Annotated in this window: 21 protein-coding genes and 1 tRNA gene; 11 read left to right on the top strand and 11 right to left on the bottom strand. The window is 62.8% G+C overall.

Annotated elements, in window-relative coordinates; all coding sequences use genetic code 11:
* Positions 1–40: 40 nt before the first annotated feature.
* From QWU44_RS05445 to nth, 3 genes are read right to left on the bottom strand one after another with little or no spacing between them, the layout of a single operon-like run.
* The gene (locus QWU44_RS05445) at positions 41–805 is read right to left on the bottom strand and encodes a CoA pyrophosphatase (RefSeq protein ID WP_370914671.1); all 765 of its coding nucleotides are present in this window, start codon (positions 803–805) and stop codon (positions 41–43) included.
* Positions 802–1,398 carry a TlpA family protein disulfide reductase gene (locus tag QWU44_RS05450; protein ID WP_370914672.1) on the bottom strand — a complete coding sequence of 199 codons (597 nt, stop codon included), beginning with the start codon at positions 1,396–1,398 and terminating at the stop codon, positions 802–804. Before QWU44_RS05450 ends, QWU44_RS05445 begins: the two co-directional genes overlap by 4 nt.
* Positions 1,395–2,195 carry an endonuclease III gene (nth, locus tag QWU44_RS05455; RefSeq protein WP_370914673.1) on the bottom strand — a complete coding sequence of 267 codons (801 nt, stop codon included), beginning with the start codon at positions 2,193–2,195 and terminating at the stop codon, positions 1,395–1,397. The genes QWU44_RS05450 and nth overlap by 4 nt, the downstream gene beginning before the upstream one ends.
* Positions 2,196–2,311: 116 nt before the next feature.
* Here nth and QWU44_RS05460 point away from each other — a divergent pair, with 116 nt between their 5' ends.
* Both QWU44_RS05460 and glxR read left to right on the top strand, forming a co-directional pair.
* Positions 2,312–2,437 (top strand): hypothetical protein, encoded by a 126-nt coding sequence (locus tag QWU44_RS05460; RefSeq protein WP_370914674.1) that lies wholly within the window; start codon positions 2,312–2,314, stop codon positions 2,435–2,437.
* 274 nt (positions 2,438–2,711) lie between these two features.
* Entirely contained in the window at positions 2,712–3,395 is a 684-nt protein-coding gene (gene glxR, locus QWU44_RS05465) for a CRP-like cAMP-activated global transcriptional regulator GlxR (RefSeq protein WP_370914675.1), read from the top strand.
* 81 nt (positions 3,396–3,476) lie between these two features.
* Here the strand turns inward: glxR and QWU44_RS05470 are convergent, their stop codons facing one another.
* The 4 genes from QWU44_RS05470 to QWU44_RS05485 all read right to left on the bottom strand — a co-directional run bounded on the left by QWU44_RS05470 (position 3,477) and on the right by QWU44_RS05485 (position 5,468).
* Positions 3,477–4,292: an MBL fold metallo-hydrolase gene (locus QWU44_RS05470; RefSeq protein ID WP_370914676.1), complete on the bottom strand. Its 816-nt coding sequence runs from the start codon at positions 4,290–4,292 to the stop codon at positions 3,477–3,479.
* A gap of 39 nt (positions 4,293–4,331) precedes the next feature.
* Positions 4,332–4,790: a RidA family protein gene (locus QWU44_RS05475; RefSeq protein WP_370914677.1), complete on the bottom strand. Its 459-nt coding sequence runs from the start codon at positions 4,788–4,790 to the stop codon at positions 4,332–4,334.
* A 1-nt stretch (position 4,791) separates the two neighbouring features.
* On the bottom strand, positions 4,792–4,953 hold the full coding sequence (locus QWU44_RS05480) for a hypothetical protein (protein ID WP_370914678.1): 162 nt from the start codon (positions 4,951–4,953) through the stop codon (positions 4,792–4,794).
* Positions 4,954–5,108: 155 nt separating this feature from the next.
* Positions 5,109–5,468, bottom strand: a complete 360-nt coding sequence (locus tag QWU44_RS05485) for a WhiB family transcriptional regulator (RefSeq protein ID WP_370914679.1) — start codon at positions 5,466–5,468, stop codon at positions 5,109–5,111.
* Positions 5,469–5,604: 136 nt separating this feature from the next.
* Between QWU44_RS05485 and QWU44_RS05490 the strand changes: the two genes are divergently transcribed.
* On the top strand, positions 5,605–7,998 hold the full coding sequence (locus tag QWU44_RS05490) for a transglycosylase domain-containing protein (RefSeq protein ID WP_370914680.1): 2,394 nt from the start codon (positions 5,605–5,607) through the stop codon (positions 7,996–7,998).
* Positions 7,999–8,004: 6 nt separating this feature from the next.
* Here QWU44_RS05490 and QWU44_RS05495 read toward each other — a convergent pair whose 3' ends face one another.
* Positions 8,005–8,475, bottom strand: a complete 471-nt coding sequence (locus QWU44_RS05495; RefSeq protein ID WP_370914681.1) for a GatB/YqeY domain-containing protein — start codon at positions 8,473–8,475, stop codon at positions 8,005–8,007.
* Between the two features lie 29 nt (positions 8,476–8,504).
* On the opposite strand from QWU44_RS05495, the gene QWU44_RS05500 reads away from it, so the two are divergent.
* Entirely contained in the window at positions 8,505–9,416 is a 912-nt protein-coding gene (locus QWU44_RS05500; RefSeq protein WP_370914915.1) for a metallophosphoesterase, read from the top strand.
* Between the two features lie 90 nt (positions 9,417–9,506).
* Positions 9,507–9,583, top strand: a tRNA-Pro gene (locus QWU44_RS05505).
* Positions 9,584–9,682: 99 nt separating this feature from the next.
* On the opposite strand, the gene QWU44_RS05510 is transcribed toward QWU44_RS05505, so the two are convergent.
* Entirely contained in the window at positions 9,683–11,287 is a 1,605-nt protein-coding gene (locus QWU44_RS05510) for a hypothetical protein (protein WP_370914682.1), read from the bottom strand.
* Between the two features lie 243 nt (positions 11,288–11,530).
* On the opposite strand from QWU44_RS05510, the gene QWU44_RS05515 reads away from it, so the two are divergent.
* The 6 genes from QWU44_RS05515 to QWU44_RS05540 are packed head-to-tail and all read left to right on the top strand — an operon-like array spanning position 11,531 to position 17,526.
* The gene (locus tag QWU44_RS05515; protein WP_370914683.1) at positions 11,531–14,497 is read left to right on the top strand and encodes a DUF4040 family protein; all 2,967 of its coding nucleotides are present in this window, start codon (positions 11,531–11,533) and stop codon (positions 14,495–14,497) included.
* The gene (locus QWU44_RS05520; protein ID WP_370914684.1) at positions 14,494–14,913 is read left to right on the top strand and encodes a cation:proton antiporter subunit C; all 420 of its coding nucleotides are present in this window, start codon (positions 14,494–14,496) and stop codon (positions 14,911–14,913) included. Before QWU44_RS05515 ends, QWU44_RS05520 begins: the two co-directional genes overlap by 4 nt.
* 3 nt (positions 14,914–14,916) lie before the next feature.
* Entirely contained in the window at positions 14,917–16,485 is a 1,569-nt protein-coding gene (locus QWU44_RS05525) for a monovalent cation/H+ antiporter subunit D family protein (protein WP_370914685.1), read from the top strand.
* Entirely contained in the window at positions 16,485–16,871 is a 387-nt protein-coding gene (locus QWU44_RS05530) for a monovalent cation/H+ antiporter subunit E (RefSeq protein WP_370914686.1), read from the top strand. Before QWU44_RS05525 ends, QWU44_RS05530 begins: the two co-directional genes overlap by 1 nt.
* Entirely contained in the window at positions 16,871–17,140 is a 270-nt protein-coding gene (locus tag QWU44_RS05535; protein WP_370914687.1) for a cation:proton antiporter, read from the top strand. Before QWU44_RS05530 ends, QWU44_RS05535 begins: the two co-directional genes overlap by 1 nt.
* Entirely contained in the window at positions 17,140–17,526 is a 387-nt protein-coding gene (locus QWU44_RS05540) for a Na+/H+ antiporter subunit G (protein ID WP_370914688.1), read from the top strand. Before QWU44_RS05535 ends, QWU44_RS05540 begins: the two co-directional genes overlap by 1 nt.
* Positions 17,527–17,587: 61 nt before the next feature.
* Here the strand turns inward: QWU44_RS05540 and QWU44_RS05545 are convergent, their stop codons facing one another.
* Both QWU44_RS05545 and QWU44_RS05550 read right to left on the bottom strand, forming a co-directional pair.
* Entirely contained in the window at positions 17,588–18,163 is a 576-nt protein-coding gene (locus QWU44_RS05545; RefSeq protein WP_370914689.1) for a DM13 domain-containing protein, read from the bottom strand.
* Between the two features lie 118 nt (positions 18,164–18,281).
* On the bottom strand, positions 18,282–19,844 hold the full coding sequence (locus QWU44_RS05550; RefSeq protein ID WP_370914690.1) for a catalase: 1,563 nt from the start codon (positions 19,842–19,844) through the stop codon (positions 18,282–18,284).
* Positions 19,845–19,906: the final 62 nt, after the last annotated feature.

The raw sequence follows: 19,906 nt of genomic DNA on the forward strand, positions 1-19,906 counted from the left end.
GGCGGGGTGGGGCGGTCCGGGATCATATTCTGGCCGCGAGTTACAGCAGCCCTTCATTATTGCGCGAGCGTGCGAGGGCGTCGTGGAGGTTGTGCACCGTGTCGCGATCCCAGGGGCGTTCCCAGCCAGCCTGATGGAATGCGGCGTCGAGCAGTCCGGCGGTGAATCCCCAGATGAGGAAACCATCGATGGTGAACGCTGTTCCACGCCAGTTGTTCCAGCCGACGGTGAGTCTGTTCGCCGGGTCCGTGAGGTGCATGAGAGGAACCTCGAACACCTCGTCTGCCTCATCGGGGCTGACCACTCCGACCGGTGTACGGGTGTGCCAGTAGGCGACGATCGGGTGCACCGGATACCCAGATGCACGAATGTGCACATCATCGAGCTGGGCGAGTGGTGTGGTGCTGGTGCGGTCGAGGCCAGTTTCCTCCCACGCTTCACGGAGTGCGCAGTCGACGGCGTTAGCGTCTCCGGGGTCAACCCTGCCACCGGGGAACGCTATCTGTCCCGAATGGGAGCGCATCGTCGACGAGCGGTGGGTCAGGAGAATCCCGGCGTCATTGGGAAGTTCCGCGGACACTTCCGTCCCGGAGAAGAGCATCAGTACGGCGGCGCGCCGGGCGCGGTCACCACCTGAGCGGGAATATGCAGGTAGGCGGCGGTGCAGTTCTCCCGAGGTCACACTGTCGACGAGCCTGCGCATCCACACTGGTGCAGCGTGCGGCAGTAGGTCGGTGTTCTCACCGGGCCGGTCGACGACGGTGTGTCTGTCACCCCGCCCGATTCCTGCGTCACGGTCGGTCATGACAGTGCTCCGTCCACTGCCGCACGGATTTCCTCGACACTGGTGAACGTCCGGGGGAACGTTCCACGGACCGCGCCATCAGCATCCGTGACCACGGTGACCGGAACGACACCGGGTAATCCGAGTGTTCCCGCGAATATTCCGTGGGGGTCAGCGTAACTGGGCAACCCAATGCCCCAGTCGTTGAGCTTGTCGAGGCCTGCTTCCGTGGTTGCATCCGCATGGACCGCGACCACGGTGTACTCCGGGTGCTGTTCCGCGAAACTGTCGAAGAGCGGCATCTCCTCGCGGCAGGGCGCACACCACCACGCCCAGACGACGGCGATCGTGGGACGGGCAGCGGGGGCCTCCGCAGTGTGCCCGAGGCAGTCCAGTTCCACTCCGGCGACGGCAGGGCCGGGACAGTCTGGGCGCCCCTCTGCACTATCGGGGAGAACGGATGTCCGGTCCACGGCGCTCTCCACCGGCACCGGGTGGGTGCCGGGTTCAGGGGAGTCTTCGTTGACGGCACGGAGCATCGCGGGCACAGCGAGGATGACAAGAACAGTGAACACGAGGGCAGCGGCGATACCCCAACCGAGACTCCGGTTCATGCAACCACTCCCGCGAGTTCGAGGAGGTGTTCACGGTCGTCGCTGGTTATCAGGCGGGCAGCTTCGGCGGGTTCCGTGGGGCCTGCAGCGCCGAAAGAGGGGCAGTCAGCCGCCAGGAAGCAGGCTCCGCAGGCAGGTTTTCGGGAGTGACAGACGCGACGACCATGCCAGATCATGCGGTGCGAAAAGATCGTCCACTCGCGGCGTTCGATGAGTTCGCACAAGTCACGTTCCACCTTGACCGGATCGTCGTTGAGTGTCAGGCCCATTCTGCGGGAGAGCCGACCGAGATGCGTGTCGACAGTGATCCCCGGGACGCCGAAGGCGTCGCCGAGGACGACGTTCGCGGTTTTTCGGCCGACTCCGGGGAGTTTCACGAGTCCTTTCAAGCTATCGGGGACTTCTCCGCCGTGATCGTCGACGAGGGCTCGGCCGATACCGATGAGGCTCCGGGACTTGGCCCGGAAGAAACCTGTCGGCCGGATGATCTCCTCAATCCCCTCCTGCTCCGCGTGGGCGTAGTCCACGGCGGTGGGATAAGCGGCGAAGAGCGCGGGAGTTACCTGGTTGACCCGGACATCAGTGGTCTGGGCACTGAGTACGGTGGCGACGAGAAGTTCGAGGGGGGATGAGAAGTCGAGGTCGCAGCGAGCTTCCGGGTAGCCGACGGCGAGAGTCCGGTTAATTCTTCGGGCCCGACGTGTGCGCCCGAGCGGCGTCTCCCGACCGGAAGCTGCCGGGTGCGATTCCACCCGGGGGCGGTTCCGGCTGGTGAGTGTGGAGGGAGAGGCTGACATGACAACCACTGTAGTCGGCAGTAGGACGGACACCGGAACGTCCTTCGACGTCGGGTTTCGGGACAACTCCGAAATCCGATGCCGTGAAACCCTGAAGGGGGCTAGACTATGGAAATATGACCCTCATCGCCGTAATTCTCGTTCCCATGGTTCTCGCCGTGTTCGCGATGCAGATGGAACGCTTCGAGGCTTATTCCACACGATGCACCACCGCTGCACCCGTGGAGGTCTTCACCGAGTAGCGGCACAATGCACCGACTGCAGCAGGGTTGGTTGATGGTCAGCGACACACGAACGCGGGGAAACACTCCGGGGACTACCACGGGGGTTCGAAACGGTCACACAAGGCGTGCGTTCGTGACATAAAACATAGTAGAGTGTTGGGGAACAGCGTTATATTTCTACCGCACAAGTTTTTCCGTCACATGCCCACGGGCGAAGTAAGTGAGCTGGAGAATCTGCGGACCCAGCCTGTCCCTTACATGCGGACCTGCTTCATCTGATTAGGAGAAACGAGTGGAAGCCGTACAGGAGATTCTGTCCCGCGCAGGTATCTTTCAGGGCGTCGATCCCGTCGCCGTCACCAACCTCATCCAGGAACTTGATACGGTGCGCTACCCGCGCGGCACCACGATCTTCGACGAGGGTGAGCCCGGGGACCGGCTCTACATCATCACCTCCGGCAAGGTGAAACTCGCCCGGCACGCCGCGGATGGGCGTGAGAACCTCCTCACCGTCATGGGCCCCTCGGACATGTTCGGTGAACTCTCCATCTTCGATCCCGGCCCCCGCACCTCTTCGGCCGTGTGCGTCACCGAGGTTCAGGCCGCAACGATGAACTCCGAGATGCTCCGCAAGTGGATCAGCGACCACCCGGAGATCTCCGAGCAGCTTCTCCGGGTACTGGCCCGCCGCCTCCGCCGGACAAACGCCTCCCTCGCCGACCTCATCTTCACCGATGTGCCCGGCCGAGTGGCCAAGACCCTGCTGCAACTCGCGAACCGCTTCGGCACCCAGGAGGGCGGGGCACTGCGGGTCAACCACGACCTCACCCAGGAAGAGATCGCCCAACTCGTCGGCGCCTCCCGCGAAACCGTGAACAAAGCCCTGGCCACGTTCGCACACCGCGGCTGGATCCGCCTCGAAGGCAAGAGCGTCCTGATCTGCGACACCGAGCACCTTGCCAAGCGAGCACGCTAGGAAAACCCTATTCCTTGATCTGAGAGAGCCCCGTTCTCTTCCCGACACGGAAGGCGAACGGGGCTTCTCGCATGGGGTGGTCTACTCGCCGTTGGCTTCCAGGTACCGCAGGGTGACGCGGGTCGACTGCTCGGCTGCGCCCCGGAGGACCGGGTCTACATCGGTGTAGATCTCGTCGACGATGGTTTTCAGCGGAACATCCCTGCCGAGGCGGGCGCGCACTTCGCGGACCTGGCGGAGACGCTGCTCACGGCGGTCGATGTACTTGCGGGCCATCTGCGCGGTGTTCGGCAGATCAGGGCCATGGGCGGGTAGCAGGTGGATGCCGTCGCCCTCCTTCTCCAGCATGTGGAGGGTGTCGAGGTAGAGGCCCAGGTCGCCGTCGGTCTCGGAGATCATGGTGGTGTGCCGACCGGCGATGGTGTCACCGGTGACGATACCTTCGAGAGTGGACTCGTGGGGAACGCCGCTCCAGATGAAGAAGCAGGCGGAATCGGAAGTGTGCCCCGGGGTGTGCCGGACCTCAACCTGCGGGGTCACGCCGTCAATGGCGAGGATCTCGCCGTCCTCCAACGGAGCGCCTTCCCGGCAGTACGTCTTATCGAAGGCTCGGACGGGTGCGCCGGTGAGCTGGCGGAACCGGCCGGTGGAGTCGGCGTGGTCGTGGTGCCGGTGGGTGATCAGGATCAGTGCGACCTCACTGGCTTTGCTGTTGAGGACGTTGAGGTGGCCCTCGTCCTCCGGCCCCGGGTCGATGACGATGCTCCGTGGATCGCCCTCAGCTCGGATTACCCAGGAGTTTGTTCCCTCCAGGGAGGCGTAGGACGGGTTCGGGCTGAGGACAACTGCAGCTGACGGTGTGACCGGACGCAGCTGGCTGTAAGCGGGGTGCTCCATGCCCACTAGCTTAACCGCCAACGGCGTCCATGCACGGTGTTACTCCTTGATTTCCACCACAATCTCCACCTCAACCGGCGAACCGAGAGGCAGCTCATACACCCCGACGGCGGAGCGAGCGTGGCGTCCGGCGTCCCCGAAGATCTCGGCGAGGGTGTCAGAGGCACCATTGAGAACCGCAGCCTGCGCGGTGAATCCTTCGGCGGAGGCTACGAAACCTGTGACCTTCAGTACGCGGGACACATTGTCGATGCCGACGAGGGAGTCGACGGCGGCGAGTGCGTTGAGGGCGCAGGTGCGCGCCAGGTGCGCGGCGTCGTCGACGCTGACATCCACGCCCACCTTGCCGGTCGCGACAAGTGCGCCGTCGACGATGGGAAGTTGACCAGAGGTCCACACCTGGTCACCCACCCGAATCGCCGGCTGGTAGGACCCTGCGGGAGCCGCGACTGAGGGGAGAGTGATTCCGAGTTCCTGCAGACGTTGTGAGTTCCCCATATCAGTCCTTCGGGCGCTTCATGTAGGCGACGACGTTCTCCGGGTTCGGCCCCGGGACAACGGTGACGAGTTCCCAGCCATCCTCGCCCCAGGTGTCGAGGATTTGCTTGGTGGCGTGCGTGAGCAGTGGAACAGTGGCATATTCCCAGGTGGTTTTAGTCATGCCTCACACTGTAGGCGACGGGCATCGCAGGGGAAAGCACCACGATCCGCGCACGGATCGGAGTTCGCGCAGTCTCTCTCGGCGAGTGCACCTGAAATCCGGGACGCTGACCGGGCTTTGGGCGCAGATGCCGATAACGTCGATACGGGCTATGGCTAGATGCCGACCAATTCACCACCGGAGGCGAGATACTCGGCCCAGTTACTGATGTGCGGGTTCTTACGCAAGAGGGCCCGGCGCTGGCGTTCCGTCAGCCCACCCCAGACACCGAATTCAACTCGGTTGTCCAGGGCATCGGCGCGACATTCCGTGAGAACCGGGCAGCGGCGGCAGATCACTGCGGCCTTCCGCTGTGCGGCGCCGCGGACGAACAGAGCATCCGGGTCGCCTTCGCGGCACTTGGCCCGGGTGACCCAGTCACCGCGACTCGGGGAGGTGGAGACGTTCGGTGCGGTGCCTGTGCCGCCGGCGAAGTAGGGGTTCGTGCGCGGATCCTGGATAAGTGATGCGGTCATCGCTGATCTCTCCTACTGCATGCCTTTACTGACGCATGTAAGTGTATTCACACTGCACACCCGATGTCGAATGCGTCACATCGGTGGGTGGAGTGGACTTTTCCACGGGCGCGCAATTGTTACGTAAGGTAAAAGGGTGTCTCTCGTGAAATCCCTCTCCAAGACCGTCGGCGCAATCGTGGCCGTCGGAGTCCTCGGCGCAGCCGTCGTCGCCCCGGTTGCCGGAGTCTCCGGGCTTGCCGTTGCCCGGACGCAGGAGGCGATGGAATCCAACCTCGCTGACCTGACCAATGGCGAGGCTCCCGGCGTGACCGAAATGGTGGATGCCCACGGTAACCACATGGCGTGGCTGTATAAACAGCGTCGTTTCGAAGTCAACGGTGACCAGATCGCCCCCTCAATGAAGCAGGCGATCGTCAGTGTTGAGGATCGTCGTTTCTACGAGCACGAGGGCGTCGACTGGCAGGGAACCATCCGGGCCATGGTCACCAACATCTTCTCCGGGTCCGTGCAACAGGGCGCATCCACACTCGACCAGCAGTATGTGAAGAATTATCTGCTGCTTGTCGACGCCGAGGATGCGGCGGAACAGGCCGCTGCCACCGAAACCAGCTACGCACGCAAGCTCCGCGAGATGCGCATGGCCTCCGATCTGGAGCAGCTCCTGACCAAGGACGAGATACTCACGCGCTACCTCAACATCGTCCCCTTCGGAAACGGTGCCTACGGTATCGAGGCAGCCGCCCAGACCTACTTTGGAATCCCCGCCAGTGACCTCAACGTCGCACAGTCCGCGATGCTCGCGGGCATCGTCCAGTCGTCGTCCATCCTCAACCCATACACCAATGAGGAGGGCGTAACTCTGCGGCGAAACACCGTCCTGGACACGATGGTCGCGACTGGGGCGATCACCCCGGAGGGGGCAGCGGAAATTAAGCAGCAACCCCTCGGCGTACTCCCGAAACCCAACGAGCTGCCCCGCGGATGCATAGCCGCAGGAAACCGAGGTTTCTTCTGCGATCATGTCCTTCGCTATCTAGCAGAGAAGGGCATCAGCCTCGATGAACTCGAGAAGGGGGCATACCGGGTGGAGACCACCCTGGACCCCAACATCCAGGACATCACACACAGTGCGGTCGTTAGCCAGGTCAATCCCATGGCCGACGGTGTCGCCGGTGTGATGGATGTCATCGAGCCCGGGGAGAATGACCGACCCATCCGCGCCATGGTGTCCTCCCGAAACTACGGCCTGAACCTGGAGGCCGGAGAGACCGTGCTCCCGCAGACCTCGACCCGTGTGGGTAGCGGTGCTGGCTCTGTGTTCAAGATCTTCACTGCGGCTGCGGCACTCGAAAAGGGTATCGGCGTGGACACGGTCCTCGATGTTCCCACCCGCTACGAAGCTAGGAATCTCGGTACCGGTGGTGCGCAGAACTGCCCACCGAACACCTACTGCGTCGAAAACGCCGGGGTTTACAAACCGAAGATGACCCTCAAGGATGCACTCGCCCACTCCCCCAACACGACGTTCGTGAAGCTCATTGAGACGGTTGGGGTGAAACCCACCGTCGACATGGCGGTGAAACTGGGTCTCCGGGACTACACGGACCCGGGGAGCTTCGATGGTGAGTCCTCCATCGCGGAGTACATGAAGGACAAGAACCTGGGTTCCTTCACTCTCGGCCCTACCGCGGTCAACCCACTCGAGCTGTCCAATGTCGCAGCGACAATCGCCTCCGGCGGCGTTTGGTGTGAGCCGAACCCAATCGTGCGCGTCACCGACCGTCACGGTAAAGAAATCGCTCTGGATCAACCGGAGTGCGAACGCGTCCTTGACCAAGGCATCGCGTACGCACTCGAGGACGGTCTCTCGCAGGACGTCATCTCTGGTACAGCGGCCGATGCCGCCCGGGCGGCTGGATGGTCGGCGCCCACTGCTGCGAAGACCGGCACGACCGAATCTCACCAGTCCGCCGCCTTCATGGGACTGAACAGTGGTTTCGCCGCAGCACCCTACATCTACAACGACGGAACCACGATCTCCCCACTGTGTACTTCCCCACTACGCCAGTGCCCAAACGGGGATCTTTACGGTGGTATGGAGGCTGCCCGCACCTGGTTTAGTGCGGCTTCCCAGATCCCCGCCGCAACTGGCGGAGGACTCGGCATGGTCGACGGCCGCTACCGACAAGGCACCGCCGTCGCCGACCTCCCGCAGGTATCCGGCCTGAGTGAGGATGACGCACGGAAGAAGATCACCGCCGAGGGCTACGCAATCCGGACGCAGTATGTACCAGGAAATGGGATACCGCTCGGGCGTGCCGTCAACGTGGTTCCCGCACAGGAACCCCTGTTCGAGGGTGGCGAGGTCATCCTGCAGCTATCCGATGGGTCCCGCCCTGTCTCCGTCCCCTCGGTTCCGGCGCCCGAGTCCCAGCCACGCGACCGTCGACAAGCGCCCGATCCCGGGGAGACCGTGGAGAGCCTGCAGAACGCACTCAACAATCTTCTCCGGGAAAACGGATTCTGAACGTAGTCAGGCCCGCTGCAGCCGCTCCCTGACCGCAGCGGAGAGCCGTTTCCCGTCTGCTCGTCCCGCCGCTGCAGCCTGGGCTGCTTTCATGACCTGCCCCATCTGTTTCATCGTGACCGGGACCCCGGTTCCTGCTTCGACTTCTGCAACGGCAGCGTCAACAACCTTCGTGAGTTCCGAATCATCGAGTTGCGCAGGTTGGTAGCGCGACAGGATCTCGGCCTCGGTCTCCTCTGCGTCGGCGAGTTCCGTGCGCCCGGCCTCCCGGTAGATCTCCGCGGACTCGCGACGCTTCTTGATCTCCCTGGCTATCAACCGGAGAACGTCCTCGTCCCCGACCTCATGTTTGGCACCTGAGACAGCCTCGGTCTGGATCGCCGCGAGAAGACTACGCAACGTACGCTTGGTGTCTTCATCACGCGACTTCATGGCTGCGGTCAGGTCTGCACGGACGGCATCAGTCAACTCACTCATGCCGTCCACGATACGCTGGACGGGTGCAACTGAACACGAACCTCATCCTCCGATACACCCTCACCGCCGCTGGTACAGCCGCCGCGGGTGGGGCCGCCCTCGCCGCCTGGGGAACCCAGGAACTGGTGAACTTCCGGCTCCACGAGGTCACGGTCCCGGTACTGCCGCCCGGTACACTGCGCGGCGGCAGTGACTTCCGGATTCTGCACATCAGCGACTTACACATGCTCCCCGGCCAGGAGGCGAAAAGCGCATGGGTGAACACCCTCGTGGATACGGATCCAGACCTGGTGGTCAACACCGGGGACAATCTCGGGGACCCAAAATCCGTTCCTGACGTGCTCCGGGCACTCAGCCCGCTGATGGAGCGGCCCGGGCTTTTCGTGTTCGGGAGCAACGACTACTGGGCCCCCCGCCCGGTCAACCCACTCGGCTACCTCGCCAACCGGAGGCGTCCGGTCAGTGACGTGGAACTGCCGTGGCGGGGAATGCGTGCCGCCTTCATCGAACACGGATGGCTCGACGCAACCCACGCCCGGAGAGAGTTCAAGGCCGGGCATGTGCGGATCGCCGCCGCAGGTGTCGACGATCCGCACCACGATCTCGACAATTACGACACGATAGCGGGTCCGCCACACCGGGACTGTGATCTCGCACTCGCACTGTCACACGCCCCGGAACCCCGAATTCTCCGGCGCTTCGCCGATGATGGCTACCATCTCGCTCTGTGCGGTCATACCCACGGCGGCCAGATCTGCCTCCCCGGAGGTCACCCCATCGTCACCAACTGCGGCATCAATCCCGAGCGCGCCAAGGGACTCAGCAGGTTCGGGCCGATGTACCTCCACGTATCCGAGGGGCTGGGTACCTCCCGCTACGCTCCGATACGGCTGTTCTGCCCTCCCGCAGCAACACTCCTCCGCATCACCGAGCTTCCCTGACACAGACCGTGAACCAGCATCCATCTGCGGTTTTGCCCGGAACGCGACCGTAGGATAAAGTGTTCCGGGTAGCAGATAGTTTCTACACACCGGGATATGGCGCAGCTTGGTAGCGTGCCTCGTTCGGGACGAGGAGGTCGCAGGTTCAAATCCTGTTATCCCGACCATCACCTGTGGGCGGCGAACTTGAACAGTTCGCCGCCCACAGGTTTTTCTTTCCCCGGCTACACCCGCCACCGTATCCGGTGCATGCCTTGGCACGGCGATCAGCCACCTGTGGTACCGAACGAGGTGGCCTGCTCTTCGGAGGGGACCAGCCCAGCGCATCCCTCCGGCACCCCCGACCCCGGGGCAGATTCGGGGGCCGTGTCCGCGACGGGGCCGATTCTCGCGATGATGACAGCCCCGAAGACCACGAGGGCACCGAGTACAGCGACAGTCACCCACAGCACGGGTCCTGCGGCCCCGGAACCGAGTTCGCTCAGTGCGGCTGCCGGATATCCGGACGGAGTCAGAGCAGTGAGCACCCGCCAGAAGGTCGACACCTCCGCACCGTTCACGGTGTTCGACCAGACATGCCCGAGGACGCCCACCTGGGCCGCCAACCCGGTGATGAGGACGATCCGGCCGGTCATCGGCCCCAGTAGAGTCATCAGCGCCCGCCCGAGAATGGATCCCGCCACCGCAGTGAGAGTGACGACGAGCAGCACCGCACCGAGTAAAACACTGTCTGAGGGGCGCGCCGCAGTGGCCACAAAGGCTGCGCCAGTCACAGCGACACCGAGAATCGCGGTGACCGGCGCGCTGAATACCACGCGGAACGCTGTTCCACTGGTGGTACCAGAACTGTTCCCCACCCGCCGGGACACCGGTTTGCCGACCAGCCACAGGCAGGTCGCCGCAAGCCACACGAGTATTGCGGTGAACAATGCGTTCATCGGGTTCATGCCTGTGTCAATGCTGTTTCCGACGTCCGTCGGGGAGTTACCGGGGCTACCGGTGCGTCCGGATGTCAGTCCAGCATGGATCGCATTGACCTTGTTTTCGTTCGCCTCCGCCATGGTACGGATGCGTTCGGCACCCGCCCGGAGTTCGTCGGCGCCGCTCTGTAGAGCACGGCTCCCTTCATCGAGTTCGTGGAGGCCATCACTCAGTGACCGGGAACCTGTAACCGCACTGTAGACACCGTCGTGAAACGGCTGCCCCGGAGTGGAGAGCTGTTCAGCCACCTGACGAGAACCACTCCGCAGTTCATTCAACTGGCCGAGCATCTGCGGATCGACGCGGAAATTGACCACCTCAACCCGGAGCTTGACCAGTTCCATCCGCAGTCGCGGCGATTCCGGGTGTTTCGATGTGGCGAGGGTGGCATCCAGTTCATCGAGGACTCCGAGGAGCTGATCTCGGGCAAGGGGCATCGCTTCTATCTGTTCGACGGCGCGGGCGACTCCGTCGGCGACCTGTGTGGCACCGACCCCGAGCTGCCCGGTACCCGCCTGCAGTTTGACCAGTCCGTCGGTGAGCTGCTGCGCCCCTTCAGCCGCTTTCGCGGCCCCCTCCGAGAGTCGTTTGCTTCCGTCTGCGAGTTCCCCCGCGCCGACAGTGAGCTCTCTCGTACCGGTGACGAGAAAACCCGCCTGTGTATCCGCTTCACCGGCCGCGCGGCGCACTGCGACAAGATCGGCGCTCCCCGTGGCTGAAGAAACTGCCACCCCTGTTCCGTTACTCTCCCTCCCGTCATCGGGTCTGGGGCTGCCCGCTGTGGTCAGATCCGTATCCGTTACCGTGCTGTACACAGCTCCGGCAGCCACCGGCAGGAGCAGTAGCAGGCTCAGCAGGGCACGGGTGACGGTCATTCCGGTTCGTCTCATACCTTGAAATCTATCGTCAACGCAGGTGCCCGGATGTCACGGCGCACCGGACAGTTGTCCGTTCGGGTTTCTGCCCGGCGCATGACCTTCCCCGACGACCACGGCTGACAGCATTCCCGTGACCTCCGACCAGGCTCTCCGACGGTGCTGACCGGCTGGTATCGTCTACAAGGGTATGTCTGACTCCAGCATGACACGAATCTCCTCACGACTCTCATCCAGAAACGCAGGTGTGATGCCCAAGTGACGCTGTTCATCGTCCTCGCGTTGGCGGCGGCCGTTCTCGGGCTCGCCCCCTTCGCTGTCCGCGTGTTCGATCGCCGCGCCGGATGGCCACTGGCGGCGGTATTCCTCTTCGCCGCAGGACTCCTGGCACGGCATATCCCCCAGCTCATGGACGGGGAGGTGATCACCTACCGGCACATCTGGGCGCGTGATTTCATCGCCACGGGCCAGCACGCGACCTTCGCGTTACGGGGGGATGCACTGAGTGTCTTCTTCGCACTCCTGGCTCTCGTGATCGGCGCGGTCGTCTTCATTTATTCGGCGTCCTATCTGCACAACAAGCAGTCCAATGGCAGTTTCTACGTCATCATGTCGGCGTTCATGCTTGCGGTTCTGCTGCTCGTACTCTCGGACGACGTGATCCTGCTGTTCATCGCCTGGGAGCTGGTGTCCATCGGTTCCTTCCTGCTCATCGCCCGGGCAGGCTCGGCCGGGGAGGCCGGTTCGGTGCGTACCCTGATCCTCACGTTCACCGGTGGCCTGACGTTGCTCGCGGCGTTGACCATAGCGGCGACGCAGGCGGGCACCACGGATCTCTCCCTCATCCTCGCGTCCGGATTCTGGTCGGAGAATCCACGGTTGGGTACTACGGTGGGCGTTCTGATCGCGGTGTCCGCATTCACGAAGTCCGCGCAGTTCCCCTTCCATTTCTGGCTCCCGGAGGCAATGGCGGCAGCGACTCCGGTGTCGGCGTTCCTGCACGCTGCGGCGGTGGTCAAGGCCGGTATCTACCTGCTGCTGCGGTTCTCCACCGTGATGCACGACAACCATGTGTGGAACCTCCTGCTCATCACCGTCGGTATGTTCACCGCCGTGATGGCGTCCCTCTTCGCCATCCAGAAAACGGATCTGAAGCGACTGACGGCCTATTCAACGGTGTCCCATCTGGGGTGGATCGTCGCCACGATCGGTATCGGCACCCCCTTCGCACTGGCTGCTGCAGTACTGCACACTCTGACTCACGCGCTGTTCAAGTCGTCCTTGTTCATGCTCATCGGCGTGGTGGACCACGAGGCCGGATCACGTGACGTGCGTCGTCTCGGCCCGCTGTGGAACAAGATGCCGTTCACGTTCACCGGTGTACTCGTCGGTTCACTATCCATGGCTGCGGTGCCGCCGATGATGGGATTCATCTCCAAGGAGAGCATGCTGGAGGCGTTCACTGAGGCACCCCTGGATGCCGCCGGTGTGTGGCTACTTCTCGGGGCGGCTGGGGTGGGTGCGGTGTTCACATTCACATACTCTGCCCGGCTCGTACTGGGTGCTTTCGTCGACGGCCCCCGCGACATGTCTTCGGTCCACGAGGCTCCGGCCCAGTTGTGGCTCCCTGCGGCTCTGCCCGGGTTGGTGTCCCTCCCGTTGGCGTTCGTCGTGGCCTCTCTGGACGCACCGTTGGACGCCGTCGTCGGGTCGATCACCGCTGAACCACATCTGCACCTCGGACTCTGGCACGGCTTGACCGTTCCGCTGGGAATCTCCGTAGCAGTCATGGTTGTCGGCGTCCTCGGGGTAGTTGCACGGAAACGGATTCTCCCGGCTTTCGACGGTCGTTCCCTGTTGCCGTTCACCGGAAACATCGTGCTGCGCCGTGTCGTGGAGCTGTGCGGTCGCTGGGGAAGAACTGCGGGCAGCATGGCGGATTCGTACTCCCCTGCCCGGCATCTACTGTTCCCACTGCTAGTGCTCCTTGGTTTCGCCACGGTGGTACTGGCCACGCCGGGTATCGACGGGGTTACTCCCGCGCCGCGGATCGACGGCATTGATCGCCCCATCGACCTACTTCCTCTGCTCATCGTGGTGGTGTCGGTGTTTGGTCTTACCCGTGCACGCACCCGCCTCTCCGGCGCGGTGCTCCTCGGCACCACCGGTGTTGGTGTGACACTGCAGGTTCTGGTGCTCGGCGCCCCGGACGTTGCGCTAACGCAGTTCCTCGTTGAGACGCTCATCGTCGTCATCGTCATGATGGTCATCCGGCAGCAGCCGGAGGAGTTCCATGCCACGTCAGGGAAGCGCCGCACCTCGGCTGCGGTGCTCGGGGTCGCTACCGGTACTGCGGCGTTCGCCGCCGTGATGGGGTTGCTCGGCAGGCATCCCCGGTCGGATATTGGCCTGTACTACCTGAATGAAGGACCGGGGATCACCGGGGGCGACAACATCGTCAACACGATCCTCGTCGAGTTCCGTGCTTTCGATACCCTGGGCGAGTTGGCGGTGCTGGGCATGGCGGGCGTCGTCATCGCCGCAGTCGTCGGCTCTATACCCAGGCACCCTTTCCAGCATGGAACCCAACCGTTGTTCCTCGCCGCACCAGCACGCAACGTTGTCCCTTTGGAGCAGGTGCGGAAGTATCTCCTCCCGGTTCTCGGTGTCCTCTCGTTCCTCATTTTCATGCGCGGACACAATTCCCCCGGAGGAGGCTTCATTGCCGCACTGGTGGCAGGAGGGGCGATCATGGTCGTTTATCTGGCCTACGGCACCGACAAGCCTGTTGTTCGCCCGAACACCCCATATCTGTTGACCGGTATCGGGATTCTCACCGCCGTCGGCTCCGGTTTCCTCGGGTTCTTCGAGGGGTCATTCCTCTATCCCCTGCACGGCCACATAGGCCCGGAGCATGTGAGTACATCGATGATCTTCGATGTCGGCGTGTTCCTGGCGGTGCTGGGTATGCTCACCCTCGCGATCAACGCGCTCGGCGGATACCTGCGCCCCGGTGCCGACAAGAAACTTCTGCCGTTCCATAGAGGCGGCGATCATCCCCTGTCCACGACCCCCGATGTCAGTCCCGAATCACGGCTCGACGCCCCACAACAACCACGGAGGTCGAGCGGGTCGAAAACCATCCCGGTCGGTGCAGAACACGGCACCGACCGGGACCACCGATCCTCCGGGACCACCGACGAGCAGAAGGGAGACAAACAGTGATTCTCGCACTGACCATCGCGTTCCTGCTCGGCGGCGGCGTCTACCTGATCATGCAGCGGGGTATGGTGCGCATCGTGTTCGGCATGGGCCTCGTGAGCCATGCCGCGAATCTCATCATCCTCGCCACCGGCGTCAACGCCTGGCGTGGTGAGCCGTTCGGTGGACGCACCCCCCTTGATGAGGCGGCGGATCCGCTGCCGCAGGCATTCGTGTTGACCGCCATCGTCATCACCATGGCGACCACCGCGTTCATGCTCGCACTGGCCGCGCTGGGACGCTCGGATGACACCCGTTCCGCGGAAGATCCTGATGAGGAGTCACCGCTGGAGACCCGTGGCCGGACGGCCGCACCAGTTCGCCCCGGTTCCCACCGTGCGGCCCGTGTCGCCGACCGGCTGGCCAAGGAGGAGAAGTAAACCGTGAACACTGATCTTTCCTGGGTTCTCCCCCTTTTCGTCGCTGTCCCATTGGTGGCTACCGCTCTCGCTGTGATCACGCCGTGGCGGGTCGTCCGTGATTCCATGATGGTGGCGGTCCCCGGTGCGGGGGTCATCGCCGGTGGATGGTTGTTCGGGCACACGGAGGCGCAAGGCACGGTCGCGCACTCGGTCGGTCTCTATGCGGGTGGTATAGCAATTCCCTTCGCCGCCGACCCATTCTCGGCAGTGATGATTCTGACCACCTGCGTGGTCGCCCTTGCTTCCAATCTGTTCGCTCTGGTTGCCGGTGAGACACGCGCCCGGTTCTACCCGGCCCTCGCCCTGATGCTCACAGCGGGTGTCAATGGTGCTCTGCTCACCGCCGACCTGTTCAACCTCTTTGTGTTCATCGAGGTCATGCTGCTTCCCTCCTACGGCCTGATCGCCATGACGGGAACCTGGTCCCGGCTCGCCGGTGGTCGGATGTTCGTACTGGTCAACCTGACCACCTCGACGGTTCTGCTCATCGGTGTCGCCCTGGTGTACGGGGTCGCCGGTACGGTGAACATGGCTGCACTCGCGGGGGCTGCCGCGGGAAACGGTCCACTCACCGTGGCGATGGGCGTCGTGGTGATCGCGCTGTGCGTGAAGGCCGGTGTCTTCCCCGTGCATACCTGGCTACCCCGAACCTATCCGGGTACCTCACCATCGGTGATGGGACTGTTCTCGGGGCTGCACACGAAGGTTGCGGTGTATGCGCTATTCCGGATCTACACGGTCGTCTTCGACCTTGATGCCCGCTGGTCGTGGCTGATCGCCATCGTCTGCGTCGTCTCAATGCTGGTGGGTGGTTTCGCGGGCCTCGCCGAGCACACCATGCGCCGGGTCATCGCCTACCAGATGGTCAACGGCATGCCGTTTATCCTGGTTGTACTGGCGTTTGCGGCGCTCGATCCGGTTCGGGCACTCGCCGCCGGCATCCTCTACGCTCTGCACCACATGGTGACGGTCGGTTCCCTCGTTCTCACGGTCGGAGCCGTGGAGGAGACCTACGGCACGGGCATGCTGACCCGGTTGTCGGGTCTGATGCGTCGTGAACCGCTCGTATCCGCGGTGTTCGTGATGGGCGCATTCTCCGTCATCGGTTTCCCACCGTTTTCAGGTGTGTGGGGCAAACTGTATGTCACTCTGGCTGTCGCCCGCGCCGGGGATGTCCAGGCGTGGCTCGTCATCGCCGCTATTCTGCTGGCGAGTTTCGGTGCACTGTTGTCCATGCTCCGCCTGTGGCGCAGTGTGTTCTGGGGCAAGGACATGAAGGAGAAGGATTTCCCCGCCACGCTTCTGGTGTCCGGATCCAAACTCGCCCCGGGTGCGGCGCTCGCTGTTCTGAGTGTGGCGATGTTCGTTGGTGCCGGGGTCTTGACTTCGGTGACGACCACTGCGGCAGAGGGGCTTCTCGATGTCGATGGCTACCAGCACGCTGTACTCGGCGATGTACCTTCCGCCATCGGTGTTGTCCCGGAGGACTCGCCCGTTCTTGGGGCTGATACGGCAGAGGAGAGCCACTGATGTTCCATGTGATCCGATTCGGTGTCTGGCTCATCGGCCAGGTGTTCGCTGGCGCGTTCACCGTCGCCCGTGACGTGGTGCGCCGCCACTCATTGATGCACCCGATCGTGGTGGCTTATCCGCTGCGGGTGACCAAGGACTGGCAGATCGCCGCGTTCTCGACCTGCATCACGATGACGCCCGGCACTCTGGCACTGGGTCTGCGTCCGGCGGGGCTCGACGGTGGGGATGAGAACGGCCCGGAGATTCTTCTCGTGCAGGCCGTGTACGGGGCCGATGCCATGGAGGTGTTCAAGGGTCTGGCTGACATGGAGGAACGCATGGTTCCCTCCGTCCGAGGGATTGATCATGGTGCGCCTGGACAGGGTACCGGAGAGGGGAAGTGATGAGCGCTCTGACCATCGTCGTCGCGGTATCCATCGTGATGATGACGCTGGCTCTGCTGGCGAGCCTGGTGCTGCTGCTGAAGCATCGTGAGGACACCACACGGATCGTCCTCGCGGACAAGGTCTTCTACACCATGATCGCCGCGTTCGTGACGTGGACATTTGTCAATCCGACATCGATTTCCTACGAGATTCCACTGCTCGCAGGCTTGCTCGGACTGTTGACCACCATCTCCCTTGCCCGGATTCTGTCGAAGGGACGCCGCTAGTGACCGTTATAGAGATCATTATCAGTCTGACCCTGTTGTTCGCCGCCTCCATGACGTTGGTGACCGCGGCTGCCCTCTGGCGATCACCGGATGCGTTGTCCCGGGCGAATCTGCTGGGACCGACGATCGGTGTGGCGATCCCACTGATCCTCGCCGCACATCTGCTCCATGATTTTTCCACTGCCGGGTTCAGCGCCGCTGATCTCGTCCGTGCGTGCATCGCCATCACCGCACTCCTCGTCATCTCCAACATTTCCACCTACTATCTCGGCCGGTCCATCTACGCGTTCGAGAAACCCGACGTGATCACCGTCGACTCCGTGTGCAGCGGCAGCCCTCCGGCTTCCACGGACGTCACGGACGGGAACACCACCTCCACACGCTAAAACGACGTGAACTCCCCCACCGGCCGTGTCTGGTGGGGGAGTTCACGTGTTGGGGGCAGAATCAGGAGGCGGTGAGTTCTGCTGCACCGAAGGGGGAGGTGAAGCGTTCGCACCAGATGACCACACTGTTGACGTCGGCAAGATCAACATCCTGCGGGATGGTGTAGTTCTGGTTGCCGTGGGTCGCCTTGAGCGCACCGAGACTGGTGTAGCTGGAGGCGTCGAGGTCAGCGTAGTTTCCGGTCTGAGATGTGAGTACGACCTTCAGGTCCGGACCGTCGAGGCTGGCGAGGTTCTCCAATCTAAGGACGCGAGAACCGTCAGGTAGCTCAGCGATGAATGCGGTACCGGAGGTGTCATGGTCGAGAGAGATGAACTGTCCTCCCTTGATTTCGATGGGCGCCACAGGAGCTACGGTTTCATCACTGCCTACGGTGGCTTCGGGATTGTGTGTCGGCGGCTCTTTACCAGAGTCAGATACGGGGGCTACCGAAGGGAAAGCTTCGTCGACGGTGGATGAGGTGAAGGCCCGCCACGGCTGCGTGAGCGCGAGTACGACACCGATAACGATGATCAGGATCGCAGCGACCACTGCAATATAGATGGACTTTCTGGGATTGTTCTTCTGCGTGGGCATATTCCATTCAACACTAGATGACGCGTCCACATTCCCACATGTGAAGCTCTTATTCTCCGAAGGACACGACAAAGCCCCACGAACAGTGTCCGTGGGGCTTTGGGTGGTGTGAAACTAACTACTTGGCAGCGTCGGAGCGGAGCTCACGGACGCGGTTCCCCAACCACTCGTCAACGTTGGTCCAGTACTGGTAGACGTTCTTCTCGACCTCACTGGTCAGGCCATCCATGGTGCGCGCGATGTTTCCGGCGAGACGCTCACGGGCCGCATCATCCAGAACCTCACGGACAAGGATTCCGGCCTGGACGAAGTCACCGTCCTCGGCGTGCTGCACGTAGGCACCACGAGTGAAGTCCGTGCCATGGGTGTCCCACAGACCCAGGTCACCGGCGATACCGACGGTAACACCGGAACCAGAGGTCTGACCGTCATCCAGATAACCACCCTCACGCTGAGTCTGGTTCGGAGTGTAGACCGGCTGCTCCGGGGCGGAGAACTGGTAGGTCATCGAGCCATCCTGCGAGTAGCTGTTGACCGGGCAGACCGGGCGGTTGACCGGAAGCTGCTCACTGTTCGCCCCGACGCGGTAGCGGTGGGCGTCAGCGTAAGCGAAACCACGGGCGATGAGCATCTTGTCCGGAGAGAAACCGATGCCGCGCACCAGGTTCGACGGAGCGAAGGTAGCCTGCTCAACCTGCGCGAAGAAGTTACGCGGGTTACGGTTCAGGGTGAAGTGACCGACGTGGATCAGCGGGTAATCCTTCTGCGACCAGGTCTTCGTCAGGTCAAAGGGGTTGTAGCGGTAGCCTTCTGCCTCGTCGACGGGCATGATCTGCACCTTGACATCCCAGGTGGGGAAGTCGCCGCGCTCGATGGCCTCGTAGAGGTCCTGGCGGTCAGCGTCGGGATTCGCTGCCACGACCTCAGCGGCCTCCGCGTCAGTGAGGGTCTCCCAGCCCTGACGGGTCTTGAAATGGTACTTGACCCAGAAACGCTCGCCCGCTTCATTGACCCACTGGTAGGTGTGTGAGCCAAATCCGTCCATGTGCCGGAAGCTCTTCGGGATACCGCGATCACCGAGGAGGTAGGTCACCTGGTGGGAGGACTCGGGGGTACGGGACCAGAAATCCCACCGCATGTTCCAGTCCTGGAGACCAGTGCCGGGCATACGCTTCTGCGAATGGATGAAATCCGGGAACTTGATGCCGTCACGGATGAAGAAGATCGGGGTGTTGTTACCGACGAGATCGTAGTTACCCTCAGTGGTGTAGAACTTCAGGGAGAAACCGCGCACGTCACGCAACGTGTCAGCGGAACCCTGCTCACCGGCAACGGTGGAAAAACGCGCGAGCATCGGGGTGACGGTGCCCGGCTGGAACAGTGCGGCGCAGGTGTACTTAGATACGTCCTCGGTGACGGTCAGTTCACCGAACGCACCGGATCCCTTGGCATGGACGACGCGCTCCGGGACACGCTCACGGTTGAAGTGGGCGAGCTTCTCGATGAGGTGGAAGTCGCGCAGGTCGACGCTTCCCTGCTGCCCCTGGGTGACCGAGTGGTTCTCGCTCGGAACCGGAGCTCCGGCAAGGCTGGTGGTGGAACCGTGGGCAACAGGGCACTGGCCGGCGGCGACGATATCGTCGACGCTCGGAGTGCGGGGGGTTTTATTCTGATTGGTCATGCAGGTGAATCTCCTCGAACGGGCTGGGTGAGGTAAAGGTGAAGCAACCCTAAGTTTTACTT

This window comes from Corynebacterium sp. CCM 9203 (assembly GCF_041357675.1).
Classification (GTDB): domain Bacteria; phylum Actinomycetota; class Actinomycetes; order Mycobacteriales; family Mycobacteriaceae; genus Corynebacterium.

What these genes read in the sequence shown, in the direction of transcription:
- QWU44_RS05445 (WP_370914671.1), bottom strand. Translation starts at nt 805, where the DNA reads ATGACCGACCGTGACGCAGGAATCGGGCGGGGTGACAGACACACCGTC.
- QWU44_RS05450 (WP_370914672.1), bottom strand. Translation starts at nt 1,398, where the DNA reads ATGAACCGGAGTCTCGGTTGGGGTATCGCCGCTGCCCTCGTGTTCACT.
- nth (WP_370914673.1), bottom strand. Translation starts at nt 2,195, where the DNA reads ATGTCAGCCTCTCCCTCCACACTCACCAGCCGGAACCGCCCCCGGGTG.
- QWU44_RS05460 (WP_370914674.1), top strand. Translation starts at nt 2,312, where the DNA reads ATGACCCTCATCGCCGTAATTCTCGTTCCCATGGTTCTCGCCGTGTTC.
- QWU44_RS05470 (WP_370914676.1), bottom strand. Translation starts at nt 4,292, where the DNA reads ATGGAGCACCCCGCTTACAGCCAGCTGCGTCCGGTCACACCGTCAGCT.
- QWU44_RS05475 (WP_370914677.1), bottom strand. Translation starts at nt 4,790, where the DNA reads ATGGGGAACTCACAACGTCTGCAGGAACTCGGAATCACTCTCCCCTCA.
- QWU44_RS05480 (WP_370914678.1), bottom strand. Translation starts at nt 4,953, where the DNA reads ATGACTAAAACCACCTGGGAATATGCCACTGTTCCACTGCTCACGCAC.
- QWU44_RS05485 (WP_370914679.1), bottom strand. Translation starts at nt 5,468, where the DNA reads ATGACCGCATCACTTATCCAGGATCCGCGCACGAACCCCTACTTCGCC.
- QWU44_RS05495 (WP_370914681.1), bottom strand. Translation starts at nt 8,475, where the DNA reads ATGAGTGAGTTGACTGATGCCGTCCGTGCAGACCTGACCGCAGCCATG.
- QWU44_RS05510 (WP_370914682.1), bottom strand. Translation starts at nt 11,287, where the DNA reads ATGAGACGAACCGGAATGACCGTCACCCGTGCCCTGCTGAGCCTGCTA.
- QWU44_RS05530 (WP_370914686.1), top strand. Translation starts at nt 16,485, where the DNA reads ATGTTCCATGTGATCCGATTCGGTGTCTGGCTCATCGGCCAGGTGTTC.
- QWU44_RS05535 (WP_370914687.1), top strand. Translation starts at nt 16,871, where the DNA reads ATGAGCGCTCTGACCATCGTCGTCGCGGTATCCATCGTGATGATGACG.
- QWU44_RS05545 (WP_370914689.1), bottom strand. Translation starts at nt 18,163, where the DNA reads ATGCCCACGCAGAAGAACAATCCCAGAAAGTCCATCTATATTGCAGTG.
- QWU44_RS05550 (WP_370914690.1), bottom strand. Translation starts at nt 19,844, where the DNA reads ATGACCAATCAGAATAAAACCCCCCGCACTCCGAGCGTCGACGATATC.